Annotated in this window: 25 protein-coding genes and 1 pseudogene; 10 read left to right on the top strand and 16 right to left on the bottom strand. The window is 62.7% G+C overall.

Annotated features, from left to right (window positions below):
- Window positions 1-63 precede the first annotated feature (63 nt).
- Entirely contained in the window at window positions 64-2103 is a 2040-nt protein-coding gene (locus C4J93_RS16490) for an NADPH-dependent 2,4-dienoyl-CoA reductase (protein WP_124429942.1), read from the top strand.
- A 68-nt stretch (window positions 2104-2171) separates the two neighbouring features.
- On the top strand, window positions 2172-3062 hold the full coding sequence (locus C4J93_RS16485; RefSeq protein WP_124429941.1) for a 1-aminocyclopropane-1-carboxylate deaminase/D-cysteine desulfhydrase: 891 nt from the start codon (window positions 2172-2174) through the stop codon (window positions 3060-3062).
- A gap of 1 nt (window position 3063) precedes the next feature.
- Here C4J93_RS16485 and C4J93_RS16480 read toward each other — a convergent pair whose 3' ends face one another.
- From C4J93_RS16480 to C4J93_RS16470, 3 genes are all read right to left on the bottom strand, one after another.
- The gene (locus tag C4J93_RS16480; RefSeq protein ID WP_124363371.1) at window positions 3064-3618 is read right to left on the bottom strand and encodes a cytochrome b; all 555 of its coding nucleotides are present in this window, start codon (window positions 3616-3618) and stop codon (window positions 3064-3066) included.
- A gap of 111 nt (window positions 3619-3729) precedes the next feature.
- Window positions 3730-4557: a phosphonoacetaldehyde hydrolase gene (gene phnX, locus C4J93_RS16475; RefSeq protein ID WP_124429940.1), complete on the bottom strand. Its 828-nt coding sequence runs from the start codon at window positions 4555-4557 to the stop codon at window positions 3730-3732.
- 28 nt (window positions 4558-4585) lie between these two features.
- Window positions 4586-5695, bottom strand: a complete 1110-nt coding sequence (locus C4J93_RS16470; RefSeq protein ID WP_124429939.1) for a 2-aminoethylphosphonate--pyruvate transaminase — start codon at window positions 5693-5695, stop codon at window positions 4586-4588.
- Window positions 5696-5806: 111 nt separating this feature from the next.
- On the opposite strand from C4J93_RS16470, the gene C4J93_RS16465 reads away from it, so the two are divergent.
- Window positions 5807-6664, top strand: a complete 858-nt coding sequence (locus C4J93_RS16465) for a LysR substrate-binding domain-containing protein (RefSeq protein ID WP_124429938.1) — start codon at window positions 5807-5809, stop codon at window positions 6662-6664.
- 99 nt (window positions 6665-6763) lie between these two features.
- On the top strand, window positions 6764-7471 hold the full coding sequence (locus C4J93_RS16460) for a YebC/PmpR family DNA-binding transcriptional regulator (RefSeq protein ID WP_124429937.1): 708 nt from the start codon (window positions 6764-6766) through the stop codon (window positions 7469-7471).
- A gap of 107 nt (window positions 7472-7578) precedes the next feature.
- Here C4J93_RS16460 and C4J93_RS16455 read toward each other — a convergent pair whose 3' ends face one another.
- The 4 genes from C4J93_RS16455 to C4J93_RS16440 form a co-directional block, all read right to left on the bottom strand.
- On the bottom strand, window positions 7579-8880 hold the full coding sequence (locus C4J93_RS16455; RefSeq protein ID WP_124430893.1) for a protein kinase: 1302 nt from the start codon (window positions 8878-8880) through the stop codon (window positions 7579-7581).
- 40 nt (window positions 8881-8920) lie between these two features.
- The gene (zapE, locus tag C4J93_RS16450) at window positions 8921-10015 is read right to left on the bottom strand and encodes a cell division protein ZapE (RefSeq protein ID WP_124430892.1); all 1095 of its coding nucleotides are present in this window, start codon (window positions 10013-10015) and stop codon (window positions 8921-8923) included.
- 98 nt (window positions 10016-10113) lie between these two features.
- Window positions 10114-10851 (bottom strand): anti-sigma factor, encoded by a 738-nt coding sequence (locus C4J93_RS16445; protein WP_124429936.1) that lies wholly within the window; start codon window positions 10849-10851, stop codon window positions 10114-10116.
- Entirely contained in the window at window positions 10848-11354 is a 507-nt protein-coding gene (locus C4J93_RS16440) for an RNA polymerase sigma factor (RefSeq protein WP_124367485.1), read from the bottom strand. The genes C4J93_RS16445 and C4J93_RS16440 overlap by 4 nt, the downstream gene beginning before the upstream one ends.
- Before the next feature lie 169 nt (window positions 11355-11523).
- Between C4J93_RS16440 and C4J93_RS16435 the strand changes: the two genes are divergently transcribed.
- Both C4J93_RS16435 and C4J93_RS16430 read left to right on the top strand, forming a co-directional pair.
- The gene (locus C4J93_RS16435) at window positions 11524-12606 is read left to right on the top strand and encodes a catalase family peroxidase (protein ID WP_124429935.1); all 1083 of its coding nucleotides are present in this window, start codon (window positions 11524-11526) and stop codon (window positions 12604-12606) included.
- Window positions 12603-13142 (top strand): cytochrome b, encoded by a 540-nt coding sequence (locus tag C4J93_RS16430; protein WP_124404592.1) that lies wholly within the window; start codon window positions 12603-12605, stop codon window positions 13140-13142. The genes C4J93_RS16435 and C4J93_RS16430 overlap by 4 nt, the downstream gene beginning before the upstream one ends.
- 7 nt (window positions 13143-13149) lie before the next feature.
- On the opposite strand, the gene C4J93_RS16425 is transcribed toward C4J93_RS16430, so the two are convergent.
- Both C4J93_RS16425 and C4J93_RS16420 read right to left on the bottom strand, forming a co-directional pair.
- The gene (locus C4J93_RS16425) at window positions 13150-14301 is read right to left on the bottom strand and encodes a M14-type cytosolic carboxypeptidase (protein ID WP_124371125.1); all 1152 of its coding nucleotides are present in this window, start codon (window positions 14299-14301) and stop codon (window positions 13150-13152) included.
- A 464-nt stretch (window positions 14302-14765) separates the two neighbouring features.
- Window positions 14766-15116 (bottom strand): DUF6124 family protein, encoded by a 351-nt coding sequence (locus tag C4J93_RS16420; RefSeq protein WP_124363358.1) that lies wholly within the window; start codon window positions 15114-15116, stop codon window positions 14766-14768.
- A 130-nt stretch (window positions 15117-15246) separates the two neighbouring features.
- On the opposite strand from C4J93_RS16420, the gene C4J93_RS16415 reads away from it, so the two are divergent.
- Window positions 15247-15882 carry a LexA family transcriptional regulator gene (locus C4J93_RS16415; RefSeq protein ID WP_124430891.1) on the top strand — a complete coding sequence of 212 codons (636 nt, stop codon included), beginning with the start codon at window positions 15247-15249 and terminating at the stop codon, window positions 15880-15882.
- Here the strand turns inward: C4J93_RS16415 and C4J93_RS16410 are convergent.
- The 4 genes from C4J93_RS16410 to C4J93_RS16395 are packed head-to-tail and all read right to left on the bottom strand — an operon-like array spanning window position 15879 to window position 21404.
- The gene (locus tag C4J93_RS16410; RefSeq protein ID WP_124429934.1) at window positions 15879-17804 is read right to left on the bottom strand and encodes an acetyl/propionyl/methylcrotonyl-CoA carboxylase subunit alpha; all 1926 of its coding nucleotides are present in this window, start codon (window positions 17802-17804) and stop codon (window positions 15879-15881) included. The genes C4J93_RS16415 and C4J93_RS16410 overlap by 4 nt on opposite strands.
- Complete coding sequence (locus C4J93_RS16405) at window positions 17801-18607, bottom strand: gamma-carboxygeranoyl-CoA hydratase (RefSeq protein WP_124367480.1); 807 nt, start codon at window positions 18605-18607, stop codon at window positions 17801-17803. Before C4J93_RS16405 ends, C4J93_RS16410 begins: the two co-directional genes overlap by 4 nt.
- Before the next feature lie 14 nt (window positions 18608-18621).
- Window positions 18622-20229 carry a carboxyl transferase domain-containing protein gene (locus tag C4J93_RS16400; protein WP_124429933.1) on the bottom strand — a complete coding sequence of 536 codons (1608 nt, stop codon included), beginning with the start codon at window positions 20227-20229 and terminating at the stop codon, window positions 18622-18624.
- Window positions 20230-20240: 11 nt separating this feature from the next.
- The gene (locus C4J93_RS16395; protein WP_124367478.1) at window positions 20241-21404 is read right to left on the bottom strand and encodes an isovaleryl-CoA dehydrogenase; all 1164 of its coding nucleotides are present in this window, start codon (window positions 21402-21404) and stop codon (window positions 20241-20243) included.
- A gap of 150 nt (window positions 21405-21554) precedes the next feature.
- Here C4J93_RS16395 and C4J93_RS27455 point away from each other — a divergent pair, with 150 nt between their 5' ends.
- Both C4J93_RS27455 and C4J93_RS27450 read left to right on the top strand, forming a co-directional pair.
- Window positions 21555-21785 carry a hypothetical protein gene (locus C4J93_RS27455; protein WP_256660199.1) on the top strand — a complete coding sequence of 77 codons (231 nt, stop codon included), beginning with the start codon at window positions 21555-21557 and terminating at the stop codon, window positions 21783-21785.
- Window positions 21745-22158 (top strand): annotated as a pseudogene (locus C4J93_RS27450) (AMP-binding protein); the annotation flags it as partial. The gene C4J93_RS27455 and the pseudogene C4J93_RS27450, both read left to right, overlap by 41 nt.
- A 469-nt stretch (window positions 22159-22627) precedes the next feature.
- Here C4J93_RS27450 and C4J93_RS16385 read toward each other — a convergent pair.
- The 3 genes from C4J93_RS16385 to C4J93_RS16375 form a co-directional block, all read right to left on the bottom strand.
- The gene (locus tag C4J93_RS16385; RefSeq protein WP_124429932.1) at window positions 22628-23527 is read right to left on the bottom strand and encodes a hydroxymethylglutaryl-CoA lyase; all 900 of its coding nucleotides are present in this window, start codon (window positions 23525-23527) and stop codon (window positions 22628-22630) included.
- A gap of 16 nt (window positions 23528-23543) precedes the next feature.
- Complete coding sequence (locus C4J93_RS16380) at window positions 23544-23936, bottom strand: MerR family DNA-binding transcriptional regulator (RefSeq protein ID WP_124363351.1); 393 nt, start codon at window positions 23934-23936, stop codon at window positions 23544-23546.
- A gap of 113 nt (window positions 23937-24049) precedes the next feature.
- Complete coding sequence (locus C4J93_RS16375; RefSeq protein ID WP_124404584.1) at window positions 24050-24985, bottom strand: LysR family transcriptional regulator; 936 nt, start codon at window positions 24983-24985, stop codon at window positions 24050-24052.
- 151 nt (window positions 24986-25136) lie between these two features.
- On the opposite strand from C4J93_RS16375, the gene C4J93_RS16370 reads away from it, so the two are divergent.
- Window positions 25137-26366 carry an acyl-CoA dehydrogenase gene (locus C4J93_RS16370; RefSeq protein WP_124429931.1) on the top strand — a complete coding sequence of 410 codons (1230 nt, stop codon included), beginning with the start codon at window positions 25137-25139 and terminating at the stop codon, window positions 26364-26366.
- The last annotated feature ends 59 nt before the right edge of the window (window positions 26367-26425 follow it).

The following is a 26425-nucleotide window of genomic DNA, read 5'->3' as shown; positions in this document are numbered from 1 at the left end:
TAAACCGATGGGGTGCCATTCGAGCTCTCCACGTCCCGTGATGATCCGTTGTGGAGCTGTACCATGACCGCTGCTGCCTACCCGCATTTGCTGGCCCCGTTGGACCTGGGTTTTACCACCCTGCGCAACCGCACTCTGATGGGCTCCATGCACACTGGCCTGGAAGAAAAGCCCGGCGGTTTCGAACGCATGGCGGCTTACTTCGCCGAGCGTGCCCGTGGCGGCGTCGGCCTGATGGTGACTGGCGGCATCGGCCCGAACGATGAAGGCGGCGTGTATGCCGGTGCGGCCAAGCTGACCACCGACGAAGAGGCGCAAAAACACAAGATCGTCACCCAGGCCGTGCACGACGCCGGTGGCAAGATCTGCATGCAGATCTTGCACGCCGGACGTTATGCCTACAGCCCCAAGCAAGTGGCGCCGAGCGCGATCCAGGCGCCGATCAACCCGTTCAAGCCCAAGGAGCTGGACGAGGAGGGCATCGAGAAGCAGATCCAGGATTTCGTCACCTGCTCGCTGCTGGCCCAGGTCGCCGAGTACGACGGCGTGGAAATCATGGGTTCCGAAGGCTACTTCATTAACCAGTTTCTCGCCGCCCACACCAACCACCGCACCGACCGTTGGGGCGGCAGCTTTGAAAACCGCATGCGCCTGGCCGTGGAAATCGTGCGTCGGGTGCGTGAAGCGGTAGGCCCGAATTTCATCATTATCTTTCGCCTGTCGATGCTCGACCTAGTCGAGGGCGGCAGCGTCTGGGACGAAGTCGTGCAGCTGGCCAAGGCCATCGAGCAGGCCGGCGCGACCCTGATCAACACCGGCATCGGCTGGCATGAAGCGCGCATTCCGACCATCGCCACCAAGGTGCCGCGCGGGGCGTTCAGCAAGGTCACCGCCAAATTGCGCGGGGCGGTACAGATCCCGTTGATCACCACCAACCGCATCAACACCCCCGAAGTCGCCGAGCAGATCCTCGCCGAAGGCGATGCCGACATGGTCTCCATGGCGCGGCCGTTCCTCGCCGACCCGGAGTTCGTCAACAAGGCCGCGGCCGGGCGCGCCGACGAGATCAACACCTGCATCGGCTGCAACCAGGCGTGCCTGGACCACACCTTCGGCGGCAAGCTGACCACTTGCCTGGTCAACCCGCGGGCGTGCTATGAAACCGAGCTTAATTACCTGCCGGTCAAGCAGATCAAGAAAATCGCGGTAGTCGGCGCCGGCCCCGCAGGCCTGGCGGCGGCGACGGTGGCCGCCGAGCGCGGCCACCAGGTGACGCTGTTCGATTCCGCCAGCGAGATCGGCGGCCAGTTCAACATCGCCAAGCGTGTGCCGGGCAAGGAAGAGTTCTTTGAAACCCTGCGTTACTTCAAGCGCAAATTGCAGACCACCCATGTCGAGCTGTGCCTCGACACCCGTGTCGACGTGGCGCAATTGGTGGCGGGCGGTTATGACGAGGTGATCCTGGCCACCGGTATCGCGCCGCGTACCCCGGCGATCCCCGGTGTGGAGCACGCCAAGGTGCTGAGTTACCTGGATGTGATCCTTGAGCGCAAGCCGGTGGGCAAGCGTGTGGCTGTGATTGGCGCCGGCGGCATCGGGTTCGACGTGTCGGAATTCCTGGTGCATCAGGGCGTGTCTACCAGCCTGGACCGTCAAGCGTTCTGGAAGGAGTGGGGCATCGACACCCTGCTTGAGGCCCGTGGCGGTGTCGCCGGGATCAAGCCCGAGCGGCATGCACCGGCGCGTGAGGTATTCCTGCTGCAACGCAAGGCGTCCAAGGTCGGCGACGGCCTGGGCAAGACCACCGGCTGGATCCACCGCACCGGCTTGAAAAACAAACAGGTGCAGATGCTCAACAGCGTCGAATACCTGAAGATCGATGATGACGGCCTGCACATCCGCATCGGCGCCGAGGGCGAGCCCCAGGTGCTGGCGGTGGACAACATCGTCATCTGCGCCGGCCAGGACCCGCTGCGCGAACTGCACGACGGCCTGGTCGCCGCCGGGCAGCACGTGCACCTGATTGGTGGTGCCGATGTGGCGGCCGAACTGGACGCCAAGCGCGCCATCAACCAGGGCTCGCGTCTCGCCGCTGAGCTTTGAAGCACAGGAGCGGTGAAGAACAGGAGTGGTGGTAGAATGCCGCTCTTTTTTCAGGCAGATGCGCCCTCATGGGTCCTTTCGACTGGCTCCCCCATGCTCCTCTTGAACCCGTGCAACTGGACTGGCTGCAGGGCGTCGAATTGGCCGTACTGCGCCTGGACCGTATCGACCCGCTGATCAGCGGCAACAAATGGTTCAAGCTCAGCGGCCACCTGGCCCAGGCGCAACAGGCCTGCGCCAGCGGTATCATCAGCCTCGGCGGGGCTTACTCCAACCATCTGCACGCACTGGCGGCGGCGGGCAAGCGCTTTGGCTTCGCCACCGTCGGCCTGCTGCGCGGCCATGCCCAAGACACCCCCACCGTGCTCGACCTGAAAGCCTTCGGCATGCACCTGCATTGGCTGGGCTATGGCGGTTATCGCGAGCGGCATGCGCCGGGGTTCTGGTTGCCTTGGCATGAGCAGTATCCGCATTTGTACCCGGTGCCCGAAGGCGGTGGCGGATTGACCGGAGCGTTGGGTTGCACGGTATTGCTCGAACAGGCGCGGGCGCAATTGGCGAAGCTGGGCTGGGACGACTACGACGCCTGGTGGCTGGCGGCCGGCACTGGCACCACCCTGGCCGGCCTGGCGTTGGCCGAGGTGGGCGCGCATGCCGTGTACGGAGCGATGGCGGTGCCGGCTGATCACGGCGTGGCGCAGAACGTCAATGCCATCGTACAGCACGGCTACCACTTGCTTGACGCCAGCCGTGGCGGCTTTGCCAGCGTCGACCCGCTATTGCTCGAATTCATCGACAGCACGCAACAGGCGTGTGGCATACCCCTGGAACCGCTCTACACCGGCAAGGCGCTGCTGGCGCTGAAGCAGCAGATCGAGGCCGGACGTTTTGCGGCCGGCACTCGGTTGATCTTCGTTCACACCGGCGGCTTGCAAGGCCGCCGAGGCTTCAACGCCTAGCTCAGCGAACGCTGCGGCCCGGCATCATGCGCAGTGCCGTGTTATCGCGCAGCACATAATGATGAAAGATCCCCGCCAACGCATGCAGCCCGATCAGCCAATATCCGGCCTTGCCGAACCACACATGCCAGCCTTCGATCTGCTTGGCCAATGCCTTGTTCTCGCCAATCAGCGGCGGTAATTCCATCCCATAGAACATCACCGAATGCCCCTCGGCACTGACGATCAGCCAACCGGCAATCGGCATGCCGATCATCAGGGCGTACAGCGCAGCGTGCATCAGGGTTGCCAGCAGGCTCTGCCATTGCGGCGGCTGCGGCAGTATTTTCGGTGCAACGCCCAGGCTGCGCGCGAACAGGCGCAACCACACCAGCACGAACACGGTGAGGCCAAGCATGAAGTGCATTTCCACAATCAGCGTGCGTGCGCCGCTGCCTTTGGGGAACTGCCCGCGCAGTTCAATGCAGGCGTAAACCACCGCCAGCAGCACCACCATCAACCAGTGCAAGGCAATCGACATGGTGCTGTAGCGCGTATCGGAATTTTTCCACGGCATTGCTGGGTTCCTCACTTGTCAGGGCATGCCTCCGTTCTTTGACGGAGTAGGTTAACTGTATGCCTGTTTCAAGCGCTTCGCCCGTTGCGAATGCGGTTGCCTTGACCTCTATCAGTCGCTTTGCGGCATTTCCCCACGCGCCAGGCGCGCGTTGATATCGGCGATCACCTGCGGCAGCTCGGCAATGGTGTCCACTCGGTAGTGCGGGCGTGAGCCTTCGAACAGCGCTTCGATACGCTGACGCTCGCTGGCCAATGTGGCACTGTCCAAGCCCCGAAATTGCTCGTAGGTCAGGCCCAGGGCGTTGCCGGAGCAGGTCAGCGCCACGGTCCACATGCCTGCGCGGCGGCCTTCCAGTATGCCCGGCACGGTGTCGTCAACCTTCACGCACGCCGCCACATCGTCAATGCCCAGCGCGATCACATTGGCCAGGGCCTGGGCCGGCCACGGGCGGCCGTTGGGGACTTCGTCGGTGGCCACCACATGGTCGGCGACATAGCCGTTGCTGGCGGCCAGGGCGACCACTTTGTCCATCACTTGCCTGGGGTAGCCGGAGCAGGATCCTATCTTGATGCCTTGTGCGCGCAACCCGGCGAGGGTGTCGAGGGCGCCGGGGATTAGCGCCGAGTGCTCGGCGATTTTCTCGATCTGCAACGGCATGAAACGCTGGTAGATCGCCGTTACGTCGTCGTCGGTGGGCGTGCGACCGAACGCCTGGCGGTAGCGCTCGGCAACCTGCGGCTGGTTGCACAGCGTGCGGATGTGGTCCCACTTGCCCATGCCCATCGGGCCACGGGCTTCTTCGATGGAAACCTGTACGCCGAACTCGGCGAAGGCCTCGACGAAAATCTGCGTGGGCGCAAACGAGCCGAAGTCGACCACGGTGCCGGCCCAGTCGAGGATGACGGCCTGGAGGGTGGTGGGGTTTTGATAGTTCATGGTGCAGATCCTGTCGGTAAAGGGGAAATCAGATGTCCAGCACGTCCATGTCTTGCAGCACTTGGGCAATGGCGTTGACGGCGGCCTGCATGCCTGCGGCATCGACCTGGCCGATGCAGCCCACGCGGAAGGTCTCGACCTGGGTCAATTTGCCCGGATACAGGAGGAAACCCTTGGCCTTGACCCGTTCGTAGAACTCCCTGAACTGGTAGCGCGGGTCCTTCGGTGCGTGGAAGGTGACGATGATCGGTGCCTGGATCGCCGCTGGCAGGAAGCTGCGCAGGTGCAGTTCGGCCATGCCGTCCAGCAGTGTCTGGCAGTTATCGGCGTAGCGTTGATAGCGGGCGGGCAGGCCGCCTTCTTCGTGGTATTGCAGCAGCGCTTCGTGCAGGGCAGCGACCACGTGGGTGGGCGGGGTGAAGCGCCACTGGCCGGTTTGGGCCATGTAGTGATGCTGGTCGAACAGGTCCATCGCCAGGGAGTGACAGTTGCCTCGGCTGGCGGCCAACGCGGTTTTTTCGACGAAGACAAACCCCATGCCCGGCACGCCTTCCAGGCATTTGCCGGAGGCAGCGATCAGCGCGTCGAACGGCACTTCGCGGGCGTCGATCGGCAGCGCGCCGAAGGAGCTCATGGCGTCGATGATCAGGCGCCTGCCGTAGCGTTTGACCACCTCGGCGATCTGCGCCAGCGGGTTGAGGATGCCGGTGCTGGTTTCGCAGTGGATCAGCGCGACATGGGTGATGGCGGTGTCGGCGTGCAGCAGGCGGTCCACATCGGCGGCGGCGGTGGGTTCGTCCTCCTGGGTTTCAAAGGTGCTGAATGCACGGCCAAGCACTTCACAGATCTTCGCCAGGCGCTTGCCGTAGGCGCCATTGACCAGCACCAGCACCTTGCCGTTGCGCGGCACCAGGGTGCCGATGGCGGCTTCGACGGCGAAGGTGCCGCTGCCTTGCAACGGCACGCAATGATGACGTTCGGCACCCTGGATGATCGCCAGCAATTGCTCGCACACGCTGGCGGTGAGTTGGTTGAAACGCTCATCCCATGAACCCCAGTCCACCATCATCGCCTGACGGGTGCGGTTTGACGTGGTCAGGGGGCCGGGGGTCAGCAGGATTGGCGTGGCAGTGCGCATCTTGGCTCCTCGTAAAACAACGGGTCGACTCTACGGCGCCTAAATTGCAGTTTGGCTTGTCATCAATCAAATTGTTTGTTGTTATGCGAGCTATCAGTGAGGCCGATAGCTATGAACCTGTTTCAACTGCGCGCATTCGATGCCGTGGCCCGCGAGGGCAGTTTTACCCGGGCGGCGGCCCGGCTGTTCATCAGCCAGCCGGCGGTGACCGGGCATATCAAGGCCCTGGAAGAGCACTACCAGATTCCCTTGCTGCGCCGCACCGCGCGGCGAGTGGAGTTGACCGAAGAGGGCGCGCGCCTGGCGGCGATTACCCGCGCGATCTTCGGACTGGTCGACGAGGCGCAGGCCATGCTTGAAGCCAATCGCCAATTGCTCACCGGGCGCCTGGAAGTGGCGGCGGACGGCCCGCATCTGGTGATGCCGATGATCGCTCGGTTGCGGGCCTGCTACCCGGGGATCACGGTGAACCTGCGCCTGGGCAATGCCCAGGAAACCCTCGCGGCCTTGTTGTCGGAGCATGCAGACGTGGCGGTGCTGACCGAAGTGGAACCGCGCAATGGCCTGCACCTGCAACCCTTGGGCGAGTCGCGTATCTGCGCGCTGGTGCCGGCCGCGCATCCGTGGGCGGTGCAGCCCGAGGGCATCGAACTGGCCCAGTTGAACGAGGTGATCATGGTGCTGCGCGAGCCCAGCTCCATCACCCGGCGTACCTTTGACGACGCGTGCCTGGGCGCCCAGGTGCGGCCCAGGGTGCTGCTGGAACTTGACAGCCGGGAAGCGGTGACCGAAGCGGTTGCCGCCGAGTTGGGCATGGGGGTGGTGTCGTCGATAGAGGTCAGCCAGGACCCGCGCGTACACGCCGTGCCGATCCTCGGCGATGGCCTGCTGAACCGGCACAGTCTCGGCTGCCTGGAGCGGCGTCGGTCGTTGCGCTTGATCCAGGCGTTTTTCGAGTTGGCGCCTTGAGGGTTTTTTGGTGGAACGATGCGTGGCTGCGCTATAAACTCTGCCCCCAAAGCGCCGGCCAGTAGACGTTTCGGCGCCATGGATAGTAGAGAGTGAGTCATGGGCGCACAGTGGAAAGTCAAACATAAAGAAGCGGCAGCCAATGCCAAGGGCAAGATTTTCGGCAAGCTGGTGAAAGAAATCACCATCGCCGCCCGCAACGGTGCGGACACCTCGACCAACGCCCACTTGCGGCTGGTGGTGGAGCAGGCCAAGAAGGCCTCGATGCCCAAGGAAACCCTGGACCGCGCAATCAAGAAGGGCGCCGGTCTGCTCGGTGAAACCGTGCAGTACCACCGTGTGACCTACGAAGGTTTTGCCCCCCACCAGGTGCCGTTGATCGTCGAGTGCGTCACCGACAACATCAACCGCACCGTGGCGGAAATCCGCGTGGCATTCCGCAAGGGGCAACTGGGCGCTTCCGGCTCGGTGGCCTGGGACTTCAACCACGTCGGCCTGATCGAAGCCTCGCCGGACACCCCGGACGTTGACCCGGAAATGGCCGCCATCGAAGCCGGCGCCCAGGATTTCGAAGAGGGCGAAGAAGCCGGCACCAGCCTGTTCATCACCGAAACCACCGACCTGGATGCGGTGCAGAAAGCCTTGCCGGAGCAGGGGTTCACCGTGTTGTCGGCCAAGTTGGGCTACATCTCGAAGAACCCGGTGACCGGCTTGAGCGAGGAGCAGATGGCGGAAGTCGAAGCCTTCCTGGAAGGCCTGGACAACCACGATGATGTGCAGGATATGTTCGTCGGTCTGGCGGGTTAAAACACGGTAAAAAATGTGGGAGGGGGCTTGCTCCCGATCGCGGTGTATCAGCCACACTATCTGTGTCTGACCCACTGCTATCGGGGGCAAGCCCCCTCCCACATTGGTTAGTGGTGTTGGATGGATTGCAGTACGGCTTCGATATCTTCGAAGCTTGGGCGCGCCAGCACATCGGGCCGGCAGCAGCGTTTGTGCAGGTCTTCCAGTTCGCCGGGGACCTTCGTATCAACCCGCTCCAGCAACTCTCCCAACAACACCCCGAATGCGCGCACTTCAATGCGTTGCAACGCCCTGGTTTCCAGGGTGTCCGCCATGGCATGAAACGACGCCGCGCCGAAATCCCCCAATAAACACTCGCCCGCGCTGTTCCACAAAATATTGTGGCCGTACAGGTCGCCATGGGTAATGCCGTGCCGGTGCAGGTGCGCCGCCACCGAGGCGATGCCGCGGGCCATGCGCAACGCCACGTCGAGGCTCAGGCGCAGGCTCGGTTCGTAGATATCCCGCGTGCAGGACGCCAGGCTCGGCAACGCCGCGAGGTTGCGGTAGCTCGGGTCGATCAGGTCCATCACCAACGCGGCCTGATCGCCGGGGTGGTCGACGATGCGCCCCTGCACCCTGATCAGGTTGGGGTGCAGCCCGGCGGCTATGCACGCTTGCATTTCGTGCAGCGGCGAACCGTCGCTGGTGATCGTGCCTTTATACAGTTTGACCGCGACGGGTAACGCGCGGGGCTTCCACAAGGCCTTGCGAATAATCCCCGAGGCGCCTTCGCCGAGTACGTCACCCAGTTCCAGTTCGGCCCAGGGAATATCCGCTGTCTCGTCGTCACCGGCCACGTCCACGGCCATTTCCACCGGGTTGCCGGCATAGGCCAGCCACGTCAGGCTCGGCAGCGTCAGTAGCCAGTGCGGCAGGTGCGTCAGGCGGTTCGACGCGATGCGGATCAGCTCGAGATTTTCGCACTGGGCCAGGCTGGGCGGCAAGTGCGTCAGTTGGTTGCCGGCCAGCATCAGCTTTTGCAGCAGCGGGCGCTGGCCGAGTTCGTCGGGCAGTTGGCTGATGCAGTTGTCGGTGAGGATCAGCCAGCGCAACTGCGGCGGCAGGGCGGCGGCGGGCACGTGGCGGATCTGGTTGGCCTTGAAGCCGATCATGCTCAGCGCGGCGCACTGGCCCAGGCATGCCGGCAGTTCGGTGAAGGCGTTATCCGAGCAGAACAGCACGCGCAGGTGTTTGAGGCGGTGCAGGTCGTCGGGCAGGCTGCTCAAGGCGTTGCCCGTGAGGTTGAGGATTTCCAGCGAGTCGGCCAGTTCGAAGATTTCCCGGGGAAATTCGGTCAGCCCGCAGGCCAGGTCCAGGCGTGTCGCACCGGCCAATTGGCCGGCCTTGAGTTGGGCGAGGGTATTGATCAACGGCGCGGTCACTCGGCAAGGGGGCGTGAAAAGGCGCTCATGATACCGGGTCGGGCGCCGGTTGCACGCTGCTCACGTGCAATTGCCCCAGGCGGCTGGCGGTACGGGCAAGGTCGATGGCCTCGCCACTCAAGGCGTGCTCCAGGGGTTGTTCACCGATCAGGATCAGCTGTTTGTCGCGGTCGTAGAGCACGTCAATCAGGTTGATGAAGCGTTGCTGCACGGCAATCGGGCAGTCGGCGAGGTGGGGCAGACCGTCGATGACCCAGTGGTCGTAATCCTGGCACAGCAACAGGTAATCCATCACGGCGGTGAGCTGTTCGCACAGGTCGTTGAAGGTGAAGGCGATGCTGCGTGCTTCACAGCGGCGGCACAGCAATTGCCGGTTGCCGACGGCCAAGGGCAGCGCCGGGCTATCGGCGGCGGGCAGGCCAAGCGCCGCACGTTGCGCCACGCTGCCGGGCCAGACGTACTGGCCAGTGCTGAAGCGCTGCTCGGCATGCGCTTGGGGCAGGCGGCGAAAATCCTCCGGAGCGCTGACTTCCAGCACGTCCATGCGCGCAGCGATCAGATCGATCACCGGCTTGAAGCGCTGGTGGTACAGCGGATTGGGCAGCAGGCCCTCGGGCGCATAGTTGGAGGTCACCAGTACCAGCACACCGCGCCGGAACAAGGCCTGGAACAAGCGGCTGATAAGCATGGCATCGCCGATATCGTGCACATGGAACTCGTCGAAACACAGCACGCGGCAGCCCGCCAGCAGTTCGTCGAGGGTGACGGCCAGCGCGTCGTTCTGCTCGCGGTGCCGGAACATGCCCCGGTGCAGTTCGGCAAAAAAGTCGTGGAAGTGCACGCGCTGCTTGGCGGTAATTGGCAGCGCCTGAAAAAAACCGTCGAGCAGCCAGCTTTTGCCGCGCCCTACCGGGCCGTGCAGGTACAGGCTGCGCGTGGGCCGGCCAGCGAGCAGGTGCTGGGTCTCGCGGGCCATGGCTGCAATTGCCTGCACCTGGCCGGCACTGAGGGTGTAGCCCTGTTGCCGGGCCTTGTCGTGGAAAAACGCCGCAACAGGCGAGGCGTGCGAAACGCGATGGGTGTTGCCCAGCAGGCGGCGGATCAGGGAAAGCACGGTCAACACAGCTCACTCGTTATTGCGTTGGTCGCTTACTTTAGGGCGCCTGATGCGATTTGACCAATAGAGAAGGCGGTGCATAGCCGCCCGGACGTGGGCGTCTAGAACCTGATTTGCGGCGCAGCGGCCTGATCCACCGGGCTGACCATCGCATAGTTGTACCCGCCGCCCGACCAGTAGTCGGCCTGCAAGCCGTCGGCGCTGCGACTGCCACGGGGCAGGAAGCCGTTGTTCGGGCCTGGCGGACGAATGTAGAAGCTGATGCGCCGTCCTTGGGCGTCTTCGTACAACACCATGGCTGCCGCGCCTTGGTCGGTGGTGAGCAGGCGCCCGCTGACCGGGGTGAACCCCGCCTGGCTCAAGTCGGGCAAGCGATGGGCCTGGTTGAAATAGCGGTCGAGCCAGGCTTGCATCATGGTGCGGTCCTGGGCGTTGTAGTCGGCGGGCATGATGCCGTCCTGGGCAAACAAGCGATAAGCCTGCATGGCATCGGCCATCGGCAGCAGCGCTGGCTGGGCGACATCGCGGGCGTGCCAGCCGCCGATCCCGCCGAGGCTGACGGCAATCAGCAGCAGCGCCGCCGTGGCGAGGTGGCGGCGGGACTGACGCTTGATGCGCTGGCGAATCAGTGCCGGGTCCAGTGCCGGGTTGCCCGGCTGTTGCAGGGCACCGCTTAAAGAGGCGCGCAACAATTGCGCATCCTGTTGCCAGGCATGCACCTGGGCAGCCACGTCGGGGTGGCTCGCCAGCCAGGTTTCAAGTGCCCGGCGATCACTGTCGAGCAATTGGTGATCAACATAGGCGTGTAAGTCGCGTTCGCTGGGGGGCAGGCTGATCATTTGAGTATCCGCAGGGAAGGGCTGGCAATTTCGCCATCGCTGAGTTGACGCAGGGCCTGGCGGGCGCGGGACAGGCGCGACATCACCGTACCGATGGGCACGTCGAGTATTTCGGCGACTTCCTTGTAGCTCAAGCCTTCGACCGACACCCACAGCAGCAGGGCGCGTTGCTCGGTAGTGAGCTGGTCGAAGGCTTGCAGGGTGAATTGGGCCATCACCGTACGCTCCACCGAGGGCTGCGCATCGTCGCGGCCGGTGAAGAATTCGAGCATGCGTGCGTAGCGTCGGCTGCGCCGGTGAGCATCGAGGAACTGCCGGTAGAGGATCGAAAACAGCCACGCACGCAGGTCGCCTTCGATGCGTTTGTCGGCCCACGCGATGATCGCCCGTTCCAGGGTGGCCTGCACCAGGTCGTCGGCGCTGCTGGCGTTACGGGTCAGGGACACGGCAAAGCGCCGCAGCCTGGGGATGAGTTCACGTAACTGTTCGTCGAGTTCATGCATGGGGGGCTGGCTGGTCGCTACGCTGGGACTAGGGAGACGTCCGGCGCTCAAGGTTATTCCATGGGGCTGAAAAATAAACGCGGCCAGGGAATAGAGCCTGTCGGCGTGCGTCTTTAGTGTTCCGACCTTATGTTTTACCCCCTAAGGCCTCTGGCCCTGGAGTTCATGCATGGTAGATCACTCTTCACCGCCTCGTCCTGCGTTGAGCACTGCGAGCCTGATCGCGCGGCTCGCGGGTATTGGCGCCGTGGTTGCTGTTGTTGCCGGGGCATTTGCCTACGTCAACGGCACCCTCGACCCACAACGCCTGCGGCCAAAAACCTTGGTCAATGCCCTGGAAACCAATAACGGTGTGCACCCGGGGTTTCGGCGTAACCATGCCAAGGGCGTGTGCGTGGCCGGGTACTTCCAGAGCAGCCCCGAGGTGCGCGCCTACTCCAGCGCCCAGCTGTTCAACGAGGCGAAAACCCCGGTGATCGGGCGGTTTGCCTTGCCCAGCGGCAACCCTTATGCACCGGACAGCAGCGTGCCGATCCGCAGTTTTGCCGTGCAATTCAGCCAGGCCAACGGCCAGCAGTGGCGCACCGGGATGAACAGCATGCCTGTGTTCCCGGTGGGCACGCCCGAGGCGTTCTACCAATTGCTCAAGGCCGGCGCGCCGGACCCCGCCACCGGCAAGCCGAACCCTTCGAGCATGCCGGCGTTTTTTGCCGCACACCCGGAGACCGCAGCGTTCCTGGCGTGGGTTAAAACCGCCAAGCCATCGGCCAGTTATGCGACCGAAACCTATAACGGCATCAACGCGTTTTACCTGGTGAGCGCCGACGGCAAGCGCCAGGCCGTGCGCTGGGCCGTGGTGCCACAGAGCCGCGACGCCGCCGGAGATACTGCGCCCGAGGGCGGCGACTTCCTGGAAAAAGACCTGGTGCAGCGCCTGGCTGCCGGGCCGCTGCAGTGGCAATTGAACATGACGCTGGCCAACCCCGGCGACCCGCTGGATGACGCCAGCAAGACCTGGACCGGTGAACACAAAGTGCTCAATGCCGGCACTCTGGTGTTGCAGAGCAGCCAGCCACAAGCCGACGGCGATTGCCGCGATATCAACTTCGACCCGCTGATCCTGCCCAGCGGTATCGAGGCCTCCAATGACCCGCTGCTGGCTGCACGTTCAGCCGCCTATGCCAGTTCCTACCTGCGGCGTGCCGGTGAAGTCGGCCCGTTGCACAGTGCCTCCCAGGAGTCGAAGCCATGAATGTTCAACCAAGGTTTTTCGCCCCGTTGGCGCGTTTGCTGCACTGGCTGATGGCGCTGATGATCATCGCCATGCTGTTTATTGGCGCGGGGCTGGCGGCGTCGGTTTCCGAGCGCCACGAGTGGTTGATTCACCTGCACAAGCCGCTGGGGATCGCCATTCTGGCGCTGGTCATCGTGCGGCTGGTGGTGCGTTTTTCCACGCGCCAACCGCCGCTGCCGGCGGACTTGCCGCTGTGGCAAGTGTTGGCGGCCAAGGCTTCTCACGTGGTTTTGTACGGGTTGATGCTGGTGTTGCCGTTGCTGGGCTGGGCAATGATTTCGGCCGCCGGCGACCCGGTGATGCTCAGCAGTGCCGTGCAACTGCCGGCACTGGTCTCGGCGAATGCGCCGTTGTTTGCGCTATTGCGCAAGGCCCACGGTTATCTCGCCTACCTGTTGTTCCTGACGGTGCTGGTGCATTTGGCGGCCGCACTGTTTCACGGGTTGATCCGCCGTGACGGCGTGCTGCAAAGCATGACCGGCACCAAACACTGACCGAGCGTTAACGCACGTGGCCGATGATATCGGCCACGCTGCTCAACACATCCTTGCCCAGCTGCTTGGAGCGATCGCCGGACCAACCGGTTTTCGGGTTGGGTGCGTCGTCATTGTCCTTGAAGGGCATCTCCAGGGTCAGTGACAGGCAGTCGTATTTCTCACCCACCGCATTGCAGGCCAGGGTCATATTGGCTTCGCCGGGTAGATCGCGGGTGTAGCCGTGGGTGGTCTGAAAGTCACGGGTCAGGTGGCTCAGGTGGCTGCGGAAACGGTTTTCCAAGGCTTCGATACGCGGGCTATAACCGGGATTGCCTTCGCAGCCGGCGGTGAAGACGTAGGGGATTTCTTCGTCGCCATGGATATCGAGGAACAGGTCGACACCGTGTTTTTCCATCTGCTGTTGCACGAACAGCACTTCCGGGCTGAGCTCCTGGCTGGCGCTCTGCCAGGCGCGGTTGAGGTCCTGGCCCATGGCGTTGGTACGCAGGTGACCATGGAACGCGCCATCGGGATTCATGTTCGGCACCAGGTACAGGTCGGCCACCGCCAGCAGCTTTTTCAGCTCGGCGTCACCGTCCTGTTGCAGGCGTTCGATGACGCCTTCCATGAACCATTCGGCCATGTGTTCGCCGGGATGTTGCTGGGCGATGATCCAGACCTTGCGGCGACCTTCGCCGCCTTTGCCACGGCGCAGCAGTTGGATATCGCGCCCCTCGACACTCTTGCCGGTGGCCAATAGCTTGACGCCAGCGTACTTCAGGGCCTGCTCGATCAACCAGTCGTGGCGTTCGCGGCTATAAGGTTCGAAGTAGGCGAACCACGCGTGTTTTTCCCGGGTCTGGAGGCTGATATGCAGGATTTCGCCGTCAAAGCGCGACGGCACGCGGAACCAATTGACATGATCATACGACGCTACGGCGTTATAGCCGCTCCAGGCATGCTTGTAAGACGAGCGGCCCGCGTTGCTCAGGCGAAACGTGTGGGTGTGGCCCACGTGCATGCCTTCGGCCTTGAAGTGGAACCACTGGTAGTGCTGGCTACGAGTGTCGGGCTTGATGGCCAGCAATAGCTGGTAGGCATCGCTGGCATCCAGGACCTGGATATTGCCGCTGTCGAAAGCAGTGCTGATCTTGATGGAGGTCAAGGCCACGGTCATAGTCTGGTTGCCTGAATATGAGGATGTGGCGGCTATCTTACACAGGCGGTAGGCACATTCTGGAAGCAAAATTGTTGCACGGGGGAGGGGGCGTCATCCGTGACGCCGCCGCAGCTTAGGGTTTGTGAGATTGATTCTCAAGCGCTAAATCGCAAAGATCCGGGCTAGAGCGGTGCTGCGCCTTTCTTTTCGCGATGGGCTTTTGCTACCATGCGCGCCATCAAGCAGCACACAGTCTTCATTAGCCTGAAGCCACGCCAGGAAAAACTGGCAAAAAAAAGACCCGGCCAAAGAGCCGGGTCAAAAACCGTGATTAGCCTGATGAGGAGATATTCCAAGAGTCCGACCTAAGGTCTCTTGGTCTATCGACTGATCTCGCGATCAGCTGGATCCAATAATAATCATTATCATTTGCAAGTCAAATGTTTTTATCCGCTCGATAGAAATTTTTTCGTGCACGTCCTTTAAATGTTCGCCTGCGCCTCAGTCGCTCGCAACGACCGCTCCACCATCGCTTTCGCCATATCGATCAAGTAAACCACCGAAAACGCCAGGTCACGATGATTGCCTTGATGGCTGCTCGCCGATTCGTAGGCCGTTGCCGCAGCACTGCGCAGCAGGTCCGAGGCATGCACCAGCGCTTCTTCCTGGCTGATGCCTGGCTTGATGGTGAAAAAGGCCTCGTCCACGTCTCGCGCAGACATATCTTCTTTCAAATAATAGTCCAGCGCGCGCTGGGCGGCGCCGCTGCAGCGCATGTCATGCAGGTCAGTGTGTTCGGGTGTTTCAGGCAGATGATACGGGCTCGTCGTCATAAGGGGCGGTGCTCCGGGTGGGTGTCGAAAACCTTTATGTCGATGATAGTACGTATCGTATTTATGTCGTTTTATGGATTACTACAAACTGTTTATTGCCCTGGAAAATACGCAACGTATTGTCAGCGCCATGGATAACTGGATAGCGTTGGTGCGAGCCAACATGAAAGACCGCAAGGTCACGCAGGATGAACTGGCGGAGCGCCTGGGCATGTCCCAGGGCGGCGTCGGCCACTGGCTCAACAAGCGCCGCGTGCCGAGCCTGGCGGACATGAACCGGGTACTGGCGGAACTGGGGCTGGGCTATCTGGAGGTCGCGCTGGAGATTCGCGAGAGGGCGGACACCAAGGCGGCACTGAAGCATCACCACAACCCGTACTTTCGCTACCCGGTCAGCGATTGGAACGGCGTGTGCGAGCTGCGCGAAGCACGCGCCAGCTATGGGCCGGCACGTTTCGAATTGACGGATTACCATGCCCACGGCGACGCCTTCTGGCTGCCGGTGGTCGGCGACGCCATGACCGCGCCCAGTGGCCTGAGCATCAGCGCAGGCATGCTGATCCTGGTCGACCCGGCCATCGAGGCCGAGCCCGGTAAACTGGTGGTTGCGCAATGGCTCGACAACCCTCAGGCGACCTTTCGCCAGTTGCAGGCAGACAGCGGCCAGCTTTACCTGGCGCTGCTCAATCCCACCTATCCCAAGCTGCTGTTCACCGACGAGTGCCGCATCCTTGGCGTCGTCGTGCAAGCCACGGCGAAGTTCTAGTCCGCCGTGTCCAGTTCCACCAGCGCACTGCCTTCGGCGACCATCTCGCCCTCCTGGCAAAACAACGCCTTGATCACGCCCGCCTCAGGCGCGCGGATGCTGTGTTCCATCTTCATCGCTTCCAGTACCACCAGTTGCGCGCCGGCTTCGACGCGTTGGCCGACCTCCACCAGCACGCGCACGATGCTGCCGTTCATGGGCGCGGTGAGGCCGCCTTGAGGGGAGTGGCTGGCCTCGGCCGCCGCAATCGGGTCGAACAGGCTGACCGCCTGCATCTCGCCGTCCCAGCGCAGATACACCGTGCCTTCATCGCGCACGGCCAGGTGGGAGCGGCGCACGCCCTGGTGTTCGATCACCAGTTGCTCGCCGGTGAGCTGCGACGATTGCCCGGCCAGTGTGACCAAGCGATCCTGCCCGTTACAGCTCAAATGCAGTGTGACCTGCGCCGGCAACCCCGCACGAAAGCCCCGGGTGTCTGCCCACGGCCCGTCACCGGCCGGCAGGCTCTGCATAAAGGCCGATCCCGCTGCCTGCCAGAACTCATCGTCCAGCGCGCCCGCCGCCGGCAGCAGCTCTTGCTGATAGCGCGGAATGAATCCGGTATCCAGCTCAGCCGCGGCAAAGGCCGGGTGACCAATGATGCGCCGCAGAAATCCCAAGTTGGTCTTGAGCCCGCCCACCGCACATTCGTCGAGCATGCTCAGCAAGCGCAGCCGCGCCTGCTCACGGTCCTCGCCCCAGGCAATCAACTTGCCGAGCATCGGGTCGTAGAAGGGCGAAACGCTGTCGCCTTGCTCGACGCCGCTGTCCACGCGCCGACCCGGACCGGGATTGGGCTCGCGGTATACCGCCAATCGTCCGGTTGCTGGCAGGAAGTCATTGGCCGGGTCTTCGGCATACAGCCGCACCTCGATCGCATGCCCCATCAGCGGTACCTGCGCTTGAGTGATCGGCAGCACCTCGCCCTGGGCCACGCGAATCTGCCAGGCCACCAGGTCCAGGCCAGTAATCGCCTCGGTGACCGGGTGCTCCACTTGCAGGCGGGTATTCATCTCCATGAAGAAAAACTCGCCGCGGGCATCCAGCAGAAACTCCACCGTCCCCGCGCCCACATAGCCGATCGCCTGCGCCGCGCGCACCGCCGCTTCGCCCATGGCCTTGCGTTGTTCGCTGCCGAGCCCCGGCGCGGGGGCTTCTTCCACGACCTTTTGATGACGCCGCTGGATCGAGCAATCGCGCTCATTGAGGTACAGGCAGTTGCCGTGTTGATCGGCAAACACCTGGATTTCCACATGGCGCGGTTGCAGCAGGTATTTCTCGACCAGCATCTGCCCATTGCCGAATGACGACAGGGCCTCGCGCTGGGCGGAGGCCAGGGCTTGCGCCAACTGGCTGACATCCTCGACCACCTTCATCCCCTTGCCGCCACCGCCGGCCGTGGCCTTGAGCAGCACGGGGTAACCGATGCGCGCACAGGCCTCGCGGAAGGTCTCCAGGTCCTGGGCCTCACCGTGATAACCCGGCACCAGCGGCACGCCAGCGGTTTCCATCAGCGCCTTGGCCGCCGACTTGCTGCCCATGGCGTCGATCGCCGAGGCGGGCGGGCCGAGGAAGATCAAGCCCGCTGCCTCGATGGCCCGGGCGAACCCGGCGTTTTCCGAGAGGAAGCCGTAGCCCGGATGAATTGCCTGGGCACCGCTGGCGTGGGCGGCGGCGATCAGTTTGTCGATCTGCAGGTAACTGTCAGTGGCCTTGCTGCCGCCCAGGTCGACGCGAATATCCGCTTCGCGGCTGTGCCGGGCGTCGCGGTCGATTGCGCTGTGCACGGCCACGGTGGTCAGCCCCATCGCCTTGGCGGTGCGCATGACCCGGCAAGCGATTTCGCCCCGGTTGGCCACCAGCACGGTAGTGAGTGTGCTCATGGGCGCGGCTCCCGGGATTGCCAGCTCGGCGTGCGTTTTTGCAGAAATGCGCGCAAGCCTTCCTGGCCCTCGACACTTACCCGGATACGCGCGATGGCGTTTTCACAGTAGCGGCGCAGCGCCGGGGTGAGGGCGCCATTGCCCACCTCACGCAACAAGTCTTTGCTGGCGCGCATCGCCGCCGGGCTGTTTTGCAGCAGGTTGGCGACCCACTCATCCACCCGCTGGTCCAACGTGTCGGCCGGGTAGCTTTCCGCCAACAGGCCGATGTCGCGCGCGCGCTGGCCGCCAAACCGCTCGGCCGTCAAGGCATAGCGGCGGGCCGCACGTTCACCGATGGCCTGCACCACGAACGGGCTGATCACCGCCGGCGCCAGGCCGATACGCACTTCCGACAGACAGAACTGCGCGTCATCGGCGCCAATTGCCATGTCGCAGCAACTAATCAAGCCCAGCGCGCCGCCGTAGGCCGCGCCCTGCACCACCGCCAGCGTAGGGATTTTCAGCTTGGCCAGGTTGTACATCAGCTCGGCCAGCTCACGGGCGTCGTCCAGGTTGGTGTGGTAATCCAGTTCGGCCGACTGCTGCATCCAGGCCAGGTCGGCGCCGGCGCTGAAGTGTTTGCCGCGCCCGCGCAGGACCAGAAAGCGCAGGGCAGGGTCGGCCTGGACCTGGTCGAGGGCGATGATCAGCTCGCGGATCATCTGGGCGTTGAACGCGTTGTTCTTGGCTTCACGACTGAGCCACAGCGTGGCGAAGCCACGGCTGTCGGTGATCAGTTCGAGGGTGTTGAATTCGCTCATGGGTACAGCTCCGATTACATGCGGAACACGCCGAAGCGGCTCGGCTCGATAGGGGCATTCAGCGCGGCGGCCAGCGCCAGGGCCAGCACGTCGCGGGTCTGCAGCGGATCGATGACGCCGTCATCCCACAAGCGTGCGCTGGAATAGTAGGGGTGGCCCTGAGTTTCATACTGGTCGAGGATCGGCTGCTTGATCGCCGCTTCATCGCTGGCACTGAATGCCAAGCCTGCGCGCTCTGCCTGCTCGCGCTTGACCTGCACCAGCACGCCCGCCGCCTGTTCGGCGCCCATCACGCCGATGCGTGCGTTGGGCCACATCCACAGGAAACGCGGGTCATAGGCACGACCGCACATGCCGTAGTTACCGGCGCCGAAACTGCCGCCGATGATCACCGTGAACTTCGGCACCTTGGCGCACGCCACCGCCGTGACCAACTTGGCGCCATGCTTGGCGATACCGCCGGCTTCGTACTTCTGGCCGACCATGAAGCCGGTGATGTTCTGCAGGAACAGCAGCGGAATCCCGCGCTGGCAGGCCAGCTCGATAAAGTGCGCGCCTTTCTGCGCGGCTTCGGCGAACAGGATCCCGTTGTTGGCCAGGATCGCCACCGGATAGCCGTGCAGGTGCGCAAAGCCACAGACCAGGGTGGCGCCGAACAGCGCCTTGAACTCATCGAATACCGAACCGTCCACCAGCCGGGCGATCACTTCGCGCACGTCGAACGGCTGCTTGGCATCGGCCGGGATCACGCCGTAAAGCTCTTCGCTGCTGTACAGCGGCGCCACTGGCGGACGTTGGCGCAACTCGCCCAGCTTGCGCCAATTGAGGTTGGCCACGCTGCGACGGGCCAGGGCCAGGGCGTGTTCATCGTTGTCGGCATAGTGGTCGGCCACGCCGGAAATCCGGCAGTGCACATCGGCACCGCCGAGGTCTTCGGCGCTGACCACTTCGCCGGTGGCGGCCTTCACCAGCGGCGGGCCGGCGAGGAAGATAGTCGCTTGCTGGCGCACCATGATCGCTTCGTCGGCCATGGCCGGCACATACGCGCCACCGGCCGTGCACGAGCCCATCACCACGGCAATCTGCGGGATGCCCTGGGCGCTCATATTGGCCTGGTTGAAGAAGATCCGCCCGAAGTGCTCGCGGTCCGGGAACACTTCGTCCTGGCGCGGCAGGTTGGCTCCGCCGGAGTCCACCAGGTAAATGCACGGCAGGCGGTTCTGCTCGGCGATGGTCTGGGCGCGCAAGTGTTTTTTGACGGTCAGCGGGTAATAGGAGCCGCCTTTGACGGTGGCATCATTGGCGACGATCATGCATTCGACGCCTTCCACGCGGCCGATGCCGGCAATCACACCGGCGGCCGGCACGTCTTCGCCATACACCTGATGGGCGGCCAACTGGCTCAATTCGAGGAACGGCGAGCCCGGGTCGAGCAAGCGATCGATGCGCTCGCGCGGCAGCAGCTTGCCGCGTGAGGTGTGGCGTTCCTGGGCCTTGGCGCCGCCGCCTTGTTGGACCTGGGCGAGCAGGCTGTGCAGCGCGTCGACCTGTTGGCGCATCGCCGCGCTGTTGGCGATAAATTCCGCCGAGCGTGGGTTGAGCTGGGTGTGCAGGGTGGCCATGGGCGCGCTCCTCAGCGGGTTTCGTTGAACAGTTCGCGACCGATCAACATCCGTCGAATTTCACTGGTGCCGGCGCCGATTTCGTACAGCTTGGCGTCCCGCAGCAGGCGCCCGGCGGGGAATTCATTGATGTAGCCGTTGCCGCCGAGGATCTGGATCGCATCGAGGGCCATTTGCGTGGCGCGCTCGGCGCTGTAGAGGATCACCCCGGCCGCATCCTTGCGTGTGGTCTCGCCGCGCTCGCAGGCCTGGGCCACCGCGTAGAGGTAGGCGCGGCTGGCGTTGAGCTGGGTGTACATATCGGCGACCTTGCCCTGGATCAGCTGGAATTCGCCGATGCTCTGGCCGAACTGCTTGCGGTCGTGGATGTAGGGCACGATCAGGTCCATGCAGGCCTGCATGATGCCGGTGGGGCCGCCGGAGAGCACCACGCGCTCGTAATCGAGGCCGCTCATCAGCACTTTGACGCCGCCGTTGAGCACGCCGAGGATATTTTCCTCGGGGACGTGCACGTCATCGAAAAACAGCTCGCAGGTGTTGGAGCCGCGCATGCCCAGCTTGTCGAACTTGTTGCTGCGGCTGAAGCCTTTCCAGTCACGCTCGACGATGAAGGCGGTGATGCCGTGGGCACCTTTTTCCAGGTCGGTCTTGGCGTAGATCACGTAGGTGTGGGCGTCGGGACCGTTGGTGATCCAGGTCTTGCTGCCGTTGAGCACGTAAGCGTCACCCTGCTTGTCGGCGCGCAGTTTCATCGAGACCACGTCGGAGCCGGCGTTCGGCTCGCTCATGGCCAGCGCGCCGATGTGCTCGCCGCTGATCAGCTTGGGCAGGTACTTGAGTTTTTGTTCGTGGCTGCCGTTGCGGTTGATCTGGTTGACGCACAGGTTGGAGTGAGCGCCGTAGGACAACGCTACCGAGGCCGAGCCACGGCTGATTTCTTCCATGCTTACCACGTGCGCCAGGTAACCCAGGCCGGCACCGCCGTACTCTTCCGGCACGGTGATGCCCAGCAGGCCCATATCGCCGAACTTGCGCCACAGGTCGGCGGGGAACAGGTTGTCGATGTCGATCTGGGCAGCGCGGGGAGCAATTTCCTTGGCCACAAAGGCCTGCACCTGGTCGCGCAGCATGTCGATGGTCTCACCGAGGGCGAAGTTCAGGGACGGGTAACTCATGGACAGGCACCTTAATGTGAGCTTTTGTTGTTGTGTCGGCGAGCCGCGGAGGAGGGCGCTCACCTTTACGTTAACGTAAGCTTGCGTTGAGGCGCTGTCAATCGTAGTTTACGTTTACGTCAACCTACAAAAAAGACAACAGGGGCCGTTATGGATCAACCGAACCTGAGCTACAGCCGTGGCTCCCAGGACAAGACCTTGCTGGCCGAGACCATTGGCCAGGCCTTTGATCGGACTGTCGCGCGTTATCCCGAGGGTGAAGCTGGTGGTGCGTCATCAGCACTGCCGCTACACCTGGCGGCAACTGGCCGAGACCGTGGAAGTGCATGCCCGTGCGTTCGGCTGCATCACCCACGGCACTACCATGATCTACCCCAATGACGGCTTCGACCCACTGCTCACGCTTACCGCCGTCGCCGAAGAACGCGCCACGGGCTTGTACGGCGTGCCGACCATGTTCATTGCGCTGCTCGATCACCCGCGCCTTGGCGAATTCGACTTATCCAGCTTGCGTACCGGGATCATGGCCGGGTCGACCTGCCCGATAGATCGTTCCCACGCTCTGCGTGGGAATGCAGCCCCTGACGCTCTGCGTCACCTTAGCGCAGTAGCCGAAACGTGCAGCGGCTGGCGCGACGCGGAGCGTCACAGGAGACATTCCCACGCAGAGCATGGGAATGATCAGCCAGAAAGCACAAAGGGGACCCGAAGGTCCCCTTTAATTTGTCGTTGCGTGCTCTTTTTTTATTATTGAGGGGCGGTCTATTGTTGTTTTTGGCAACCGTTACCCTTTACCGCTGTTTTGGCGACCCCCATCCGGGGTCAAGAGCAAACGTATTTTTTTGAACGCTGATCTGCTTCTTCGTAAACGATCCAACCAGTGGGTAGCTACCTGAGGTAGTTTTATTTTTCTCTGACCGGTTGCGGGTTTCGGCATGCCGTACCCTGCGAAGCACATCTTCTCCAAAAAAATCTGTTAGCTGCGTCTCTGCCGTGTTGTTTTTGTTATGTCAGAGTCGTTTCGTCTTATTTTTATTAGGTTTGGCGCTTTTTATTTTTGTTATGCAGTAGAGATAGCAGAAGCCGTGCCAACTTTTTAAAGTCCTTTAAAATCAATGCCTTGATTTTTCAGCAGGCTATATCTTTCAAAAGATGCGACGAATTTTGTTCCCTCGTTACCCGCTGTGTCAGCGTGCGGTAACACATTGTCACATCCGTGCTACTCAACCGGCGTTACGCGCCTTCGCCACCCGTGAGCCGCTCGCCCGTCCCAGCACCTGGCTGATCTGCTGGCCGGCGTCAATCAAGCGCTCCAGGTCGATACCCGTGTCGATCCCCAGCCCATTGAGCAGGTACACCACATCCTCGGTGGCGACGTTACCGCTCGCGCCCTTGGCATAAGGGCAGCCGCCGAGGCCCGCGATAGAGCTGTCGAATACCTGGATACCTTCCAGCAGGCTGGCGTAGATATTGGCGATCGCCTGGCCGTAGGTGTCATGGAAATGCCCTGCGAGCTTGTCGCGCGGCACCTGTGCACCGACCACCTCGAACAGCCGCCGGGTCGCGCCGGCCGTGCCGGTGCCGATGGTGTCGCCCAGGGACACTTCATAGCAGCCCATGGCATACAGTTCGCGGGCGACCGCCGCGACCTGTTGCGCGGCGATTTCGCCTTCATAGGGGCAACCCAACACACACGACACATACCCGCGCACGCTGACCCCATGCTGCCGGGCCGCCGCCATGATCGGTGCAAACCGCTCCAGGCTCTCGCTGATGGAGCAGTTGATATTGCGTTGGGAAAACGCTTCGGACGCCGCCGCAAATACCGCGACTTCCTTGACCCCAGCCGCCAGCGCATCTTCAAAGCCGCGCAGGTTCGGCGCCAGCGCACCGTAGGTCACGCCAGGCTTGCGCTGGATCTGCGCGAACACCTCGGCGGAGCCGGCCATCTGCGGCACCCATTTGGGCGACACGAAACTGCCGACCTCGATATAGCTCAAGCCAGCGCCGCTCAAGGCGTCCACCAACCGCACCTTGTCGGCCACGCTGATCGGCTGGGCTTCGTTCTGCAAACCGTCGCGCGGGCCGACTTCCACCAAGCGTACGTGTGAGGGGAGGGACATGATGGTTACCTTCTGATCAATGGCCGGCCTGGCTCATGGTAGTTGCCAGTGCCTGGGTGCAGCGCTCTTCGGCGGTGTCCAGTTCCAGCTTCATCTGTTCGATATCCAGCAACTGTTGCTCGAGCTGCTCGCGGCGTTCAGCAATTTTTGCGAGCATGCTGTTGAGTTGGATGTGGTTGCCGCTGGTGGGGTCATAGAGTTCGATCAGCTCGCGGCATTCGGCCAGGGAGAAACCGATGCGCTTGCCGCGCAGAATCAGCTTGAGGCTGACCTTGTCCCGCGCCGAGTAAATACGTTCCTGGCCCCGACGTTCCGGGGCCAGCAGGCCTTGTTCCTCATAGAAGCGAATGGCGCGGGTGGTGATATCGAGCTCGCGGGCAAGGTCGGAGATGCTGTAGGTGGTGCTCATGGCGGTGCTCAGGAAGGTCTTGACGCTAAGCTAATTGCAGGTTGACGTAAACGTCAAGGACTGCTGCGCGCCCATCGGGGGCAAGCCCCCTCCCACAGGGGAACTCCTTCACCTCAGGCTTGTTGTTTATCCAGCTTTTTTTCGTGGGCAGTTACCTGCTGGCACAACTCGATCATCTGCTCGCGCATCCAGCGGTTGGCCGGGTCCTGGTCGGTGCTTTCGTGCCAATACAGGTGGGTTTCCACCGCTGGCACATCATTGACCGGCAAGTTGAACCAGTGCAGTTCATGGCGGCGGGCGAAGCGTTCGGGTACGGTCATGACCATGTCGGTCTGCTGCAATACCTGCGACGCCATCAGGTAGTGCTGGGAGCGCAGGGCGATCTTGCGCTGGATGCCCATCTTGCCCAGGGCCAGGTCGACATGGCCCAGCCCGTTGCGGCGGCTGGAAATATGGATATGGGTCAGGGACAGGTAGTCATCCAGGCTGAATTTGTCCTTGCCTGCCATCGGATGGCCCTTGCGCATGGCGCACACGTAGCGGTCTTCCATCAGCTTGACGTGGCGCACCTGCGGGTCGGTGTTGAGCGGCGCATCCACGGCAAAGTCCAGGCGCCCGGCGGCCAGCTCCTTGGTGGTTTCGCGGCGTTTGGACAAAAAGCTCTCGATCACCACCGTCGGCGCCAGGCGACGCAGGCGCTGGAACAGCGCTGGCAGAATGACCGCTTCGGTCAGGTCGGTCATGCTGATGCGGTAGGTCTTGGCCGCCTGTTGCGGATTGAAAATCCGGCTTTCCTGCACTGAAACCCGCAGCAACGACAACGCATTACGCACCGGGCCGATGATGTTCTGTGCCATCGGTGTGGGCACCATGCCCTGGGCGGTGCGCACGAACAGCGGGTCGTTGAAGGTCTCGCGCAGGCGTGCCAGCGCATTGGACACTGCCGGCTGGGTGATGCCGACAATCTGCCCGGCGCGGGTCAGGTTGGCTTCGGTATAGATCGCGTCGAAGACGATAAAGAGGTTGAGGTCGACCTTGCTCAGATTCATGTCGTTGCACTCTTATTGTTAGGTATTCATACGCCGATCATATATCGGTGATGAATGTTAATACACGCCGAGAATAGGCTAGGTAAATTATCAGCGCTGTTCTAGCATCGATTGCATGACTTAAACAACCTCTCAGAGAAGGGAGCTGCTCATGGATTTCGCCTATTCGCCCAAGGTTCAGGAACTGCGTGAACGCGTCAGCGCATTCATGGACGCTTACGTCTACCCGGCCGAGCCGGTGTTCGAACGCCAGGTCAGCGAAGGTGACCGCTGGCAGCCCACCGCGATCATGGAAGAACTCAAAGCCCGGGCCAAAGCCGAAGGGTTGTGGAATCTGTTCCTGCCGGAATCCGAGCTGGGCGCCGGCCTGAGCAACCTCGAATATGCACCGCTGGCCGAAATCATGGGCCGCTCGCTGTTGGGTCCGGAACCGTTCAACTGTTCCGCCCCCGACACCGGCAACATGGAAGTGCTGGTGCGCTACGCCAATGAAGAGCAGAAACAACGCTGGCTTGAACCGCTGCTGCGCGGTGAGATTCGTTCCGCCTTCGCCATGACCGAACCGGACGTGGCCTCCTCGGACGCCACCAACATGGCCGCCCGCGCCGAACGCCAGGGCGATGAATGGGTGATCAACGGCAAGAAGTGGTGGACCTCCGGCGCCTGCGACCCGCGCTGCAAGATCCTGATCTTCATGGGCCTGAGCAACGCGGATGCGCCACGCCACCAACAGCATTCGATGATTCTGGTGCCGGTGGACACCCCCGGCGTAAAAATCCTGCGCCCGCTGCCGGTATTCGGCTACGACGACGCGCCCCACGGCCACGCCGAAGTGCTGTTCGACAACGTGCGCGTGCCGTACGAAAACGTACTGCTGGGTGAAGGCCGTGGGTTTGAGATCGCCCAGGGTCGCCTTGGCCCTGGCCGTATCCACCACTGCATGCGTTCGATCGGCATGGCCGAGCGCGCGTTGGAATTGATGTGCAAGCGCTCGGTCAGTCGCAGCGCGTTCGGCAAGCCGCTGGCGCGCCTGGGGGGCAACATCGACAAGATCGCCGACTCGCGCATGGAGATCGATATGGCGCGGCTGCTGACCTTGAAAGCGGCGTACATGATGGACACCGTGGGGAATAAAGTCGCCAAAAGCGAAATCGCCCAGATCAAGGTGGTCGCGCCGAACGTGGCGCTGAAGGTGATCGATCGTGCAATCCAGATTCACGGCGGCGCCGGCGTATCCAACGACTTCCCGTTGGCCTATATGTACGCCATGCAACGCACCCTGCGCCTGGCCGACGGCCCGGACGAAGTGCACCGTGCGGCGATCGGCAAGTTCGAGATTGGCAAGTATGTGCCCAAGGAGTTGATGCGCGGCGGGCAGTAGCACCGCGTCGCCTGCCATCGGGAGCAAGCCCCCTCCCACACTTAGATTTGTGAATACAG

Source organism: Pseudomonas sp. R2-37-08W (genome assembly GCF_003851705.1).
Lineage (GTDB): Bacteria > Pseudomonadota > Gammaproteobacteria > Pseudomonadales > Pseudomonadaceae > Aquipseudomonas.
Note: the sequence above shows the minus strand (reverse complement) of the source record. Positions and strands in the feature narration are given on the sequence as shown.

Coding starts and splice junctions, on each gene's coding strand:
- C4J93_RS16490 (WP_124429942.1), top strand. CDS start 64: ATGACCGCTGCTGCCTACCCGCATTTGCTGGCCCCGTTGGACCTGGGT.
- C4J93_RS16485 (WP_124429941.1), top strand. CDS start 2,172: ATGGGTCCTTTCGACTGGCTCCCCCATGCTCCTCTTGAACCCGTGCAA.
- C4J93_RS16480 (WP_124363371.1), bottom strand. CDS start 3,618: ATGCCGTGGAAAAATTCCGATACGCGCTACAGCACCATGTCGATTGCC.
- phnX (WP_124429940.1), bottom strand. CDS start 4,557: ATGAACTATCAAAACCCCACCACCCTCCAGGCCGTCATCCTCGACTGG.
- C4J93_RS16470 (WP_124429939.1), bottom strand. CDS start 5,695: ATGCGCACTGCCACGCCAATCCTGCTGACCCCCGGCCCCCTGACCACG.
- C4J93_RS16465 (WP_124429938.1), top strand. CDS start 5,807: ATGAACCTGTTTCAACTGCGCGCATTCGATGCCGTGGCCCGCGAGGGC.
- C4J93_RS16460 (WP_124429937.1), top strand. CDS start 6,764: ATGGGCGCACAGTGGAAAGTCAAACATAAAGAAGCGGCAGCCAATGCC.
- C4J93_RS16445 (WP_124429936.1), bottom strand. CDS start 10,851: ATGATCAGCCTGCCCCCCAGCGAACGCGACTTACACGCCTATGTTGAT.
- C4J93_RS16440 (WP_124367485.1), bottom strand. CDS start 11,354: ATGCATGAACTCGACGAACAGTTACGTGAACTCATCCCCAGGCTGCGG.
- C4J93_RS16435 (WP_124429935.1), top strand. CDS start 11,524: ATGGTAGATCACTCTTCACCGCCTCGTCCTGCGTTGAGCACTGCGAGC.
- C4J93_RS16430 (WP_124404592.1), top strand. CDS start 12,603: ATGAATGTTCAACCAAGGTTTTTCGCCCCGTTGGCGCGTTTGCTGCAC.
- C4J93_RS16425 (WP_124371125.1), bottom strand. CDS start 14,301: ATGACCGTGGCCTTGACCTCCATCAAGATCAGCACTGCTTTCGACAGC.
- C4J93_RS16420 (WP_124363358.1), bottom strand. CDS start 15,116: ATGACGACGAGCCCGTATCATCTGCCTGAAACACCCGAACACACTGAC.
- C4J93_RS16415 (WP_124430891.1), top strand. CDS start 15,247: ATGGATAACTGGATAGCGTTGGTGCGAGCCAACATGAAAGACCGCAAG.
- C4J93_RS16410 (WP_124429934.1), bottom strand. CDS start 17,804: ATGAGCACACTCACTACCGTGCTGGTGGCCAACCGGGGCGAAATCGCT.
- C4J93_RS16405 (WP_124367480.1), bottom strand. CDS start 18,607: ATGAGCGAATTCAACACCCTCGAACTGATCACCGACAGCCGTGGCTTC.
- C4J93_RS16400 (WP_124429933.1), bottom strand. CDS start 20,229: ATGGCCACCCTGCACACCCAGCTCAACCCACGCTCGGCGGAATTTATC.
- C4J93_RS16395 (WP_124367478.1), bottom strand. CDS start 21,404: ATGAGTTACCCGTCCCTGAACTTCGCCCTCGGTGAGACCATCGACATG.
- C4J93_RS27455 (WP_256660199.1), top strand. CDS start 21,555: ATGGATCAACCGAACCTGAGCTACAGCCGTGGCTCCCAGGACAAGACC.
- C4J93_RS16385 (WP_124429932.1), bottom strand. CDS start 23,527: ATGTCCCTCCCCTCACACGTACGCTTGGTGGAAGTCGGCCCGCGCGAC.
- C4J93_RS16380 (WP_124363351.1), bottom strand. CDS start 23,936: ATGAGCACCACCTACAGCATCTCCGACCTTGCCCGCGAGCTCGATATC.
- C4J93_RS16375 (WP_124404584.1), bottom strand. CDS start 24,985: ATGAATCTGAGCAAGGTCGACCTCAACCTCTTTATCGTCTTCGACGCG.
- C4J93_RS16370 (WP_124429931.1), top strand. CDS start 25,137: ATGGATTTCGCCTATTCGCCCAAGGTTCAGGAACTGCGTGAACGCGTC.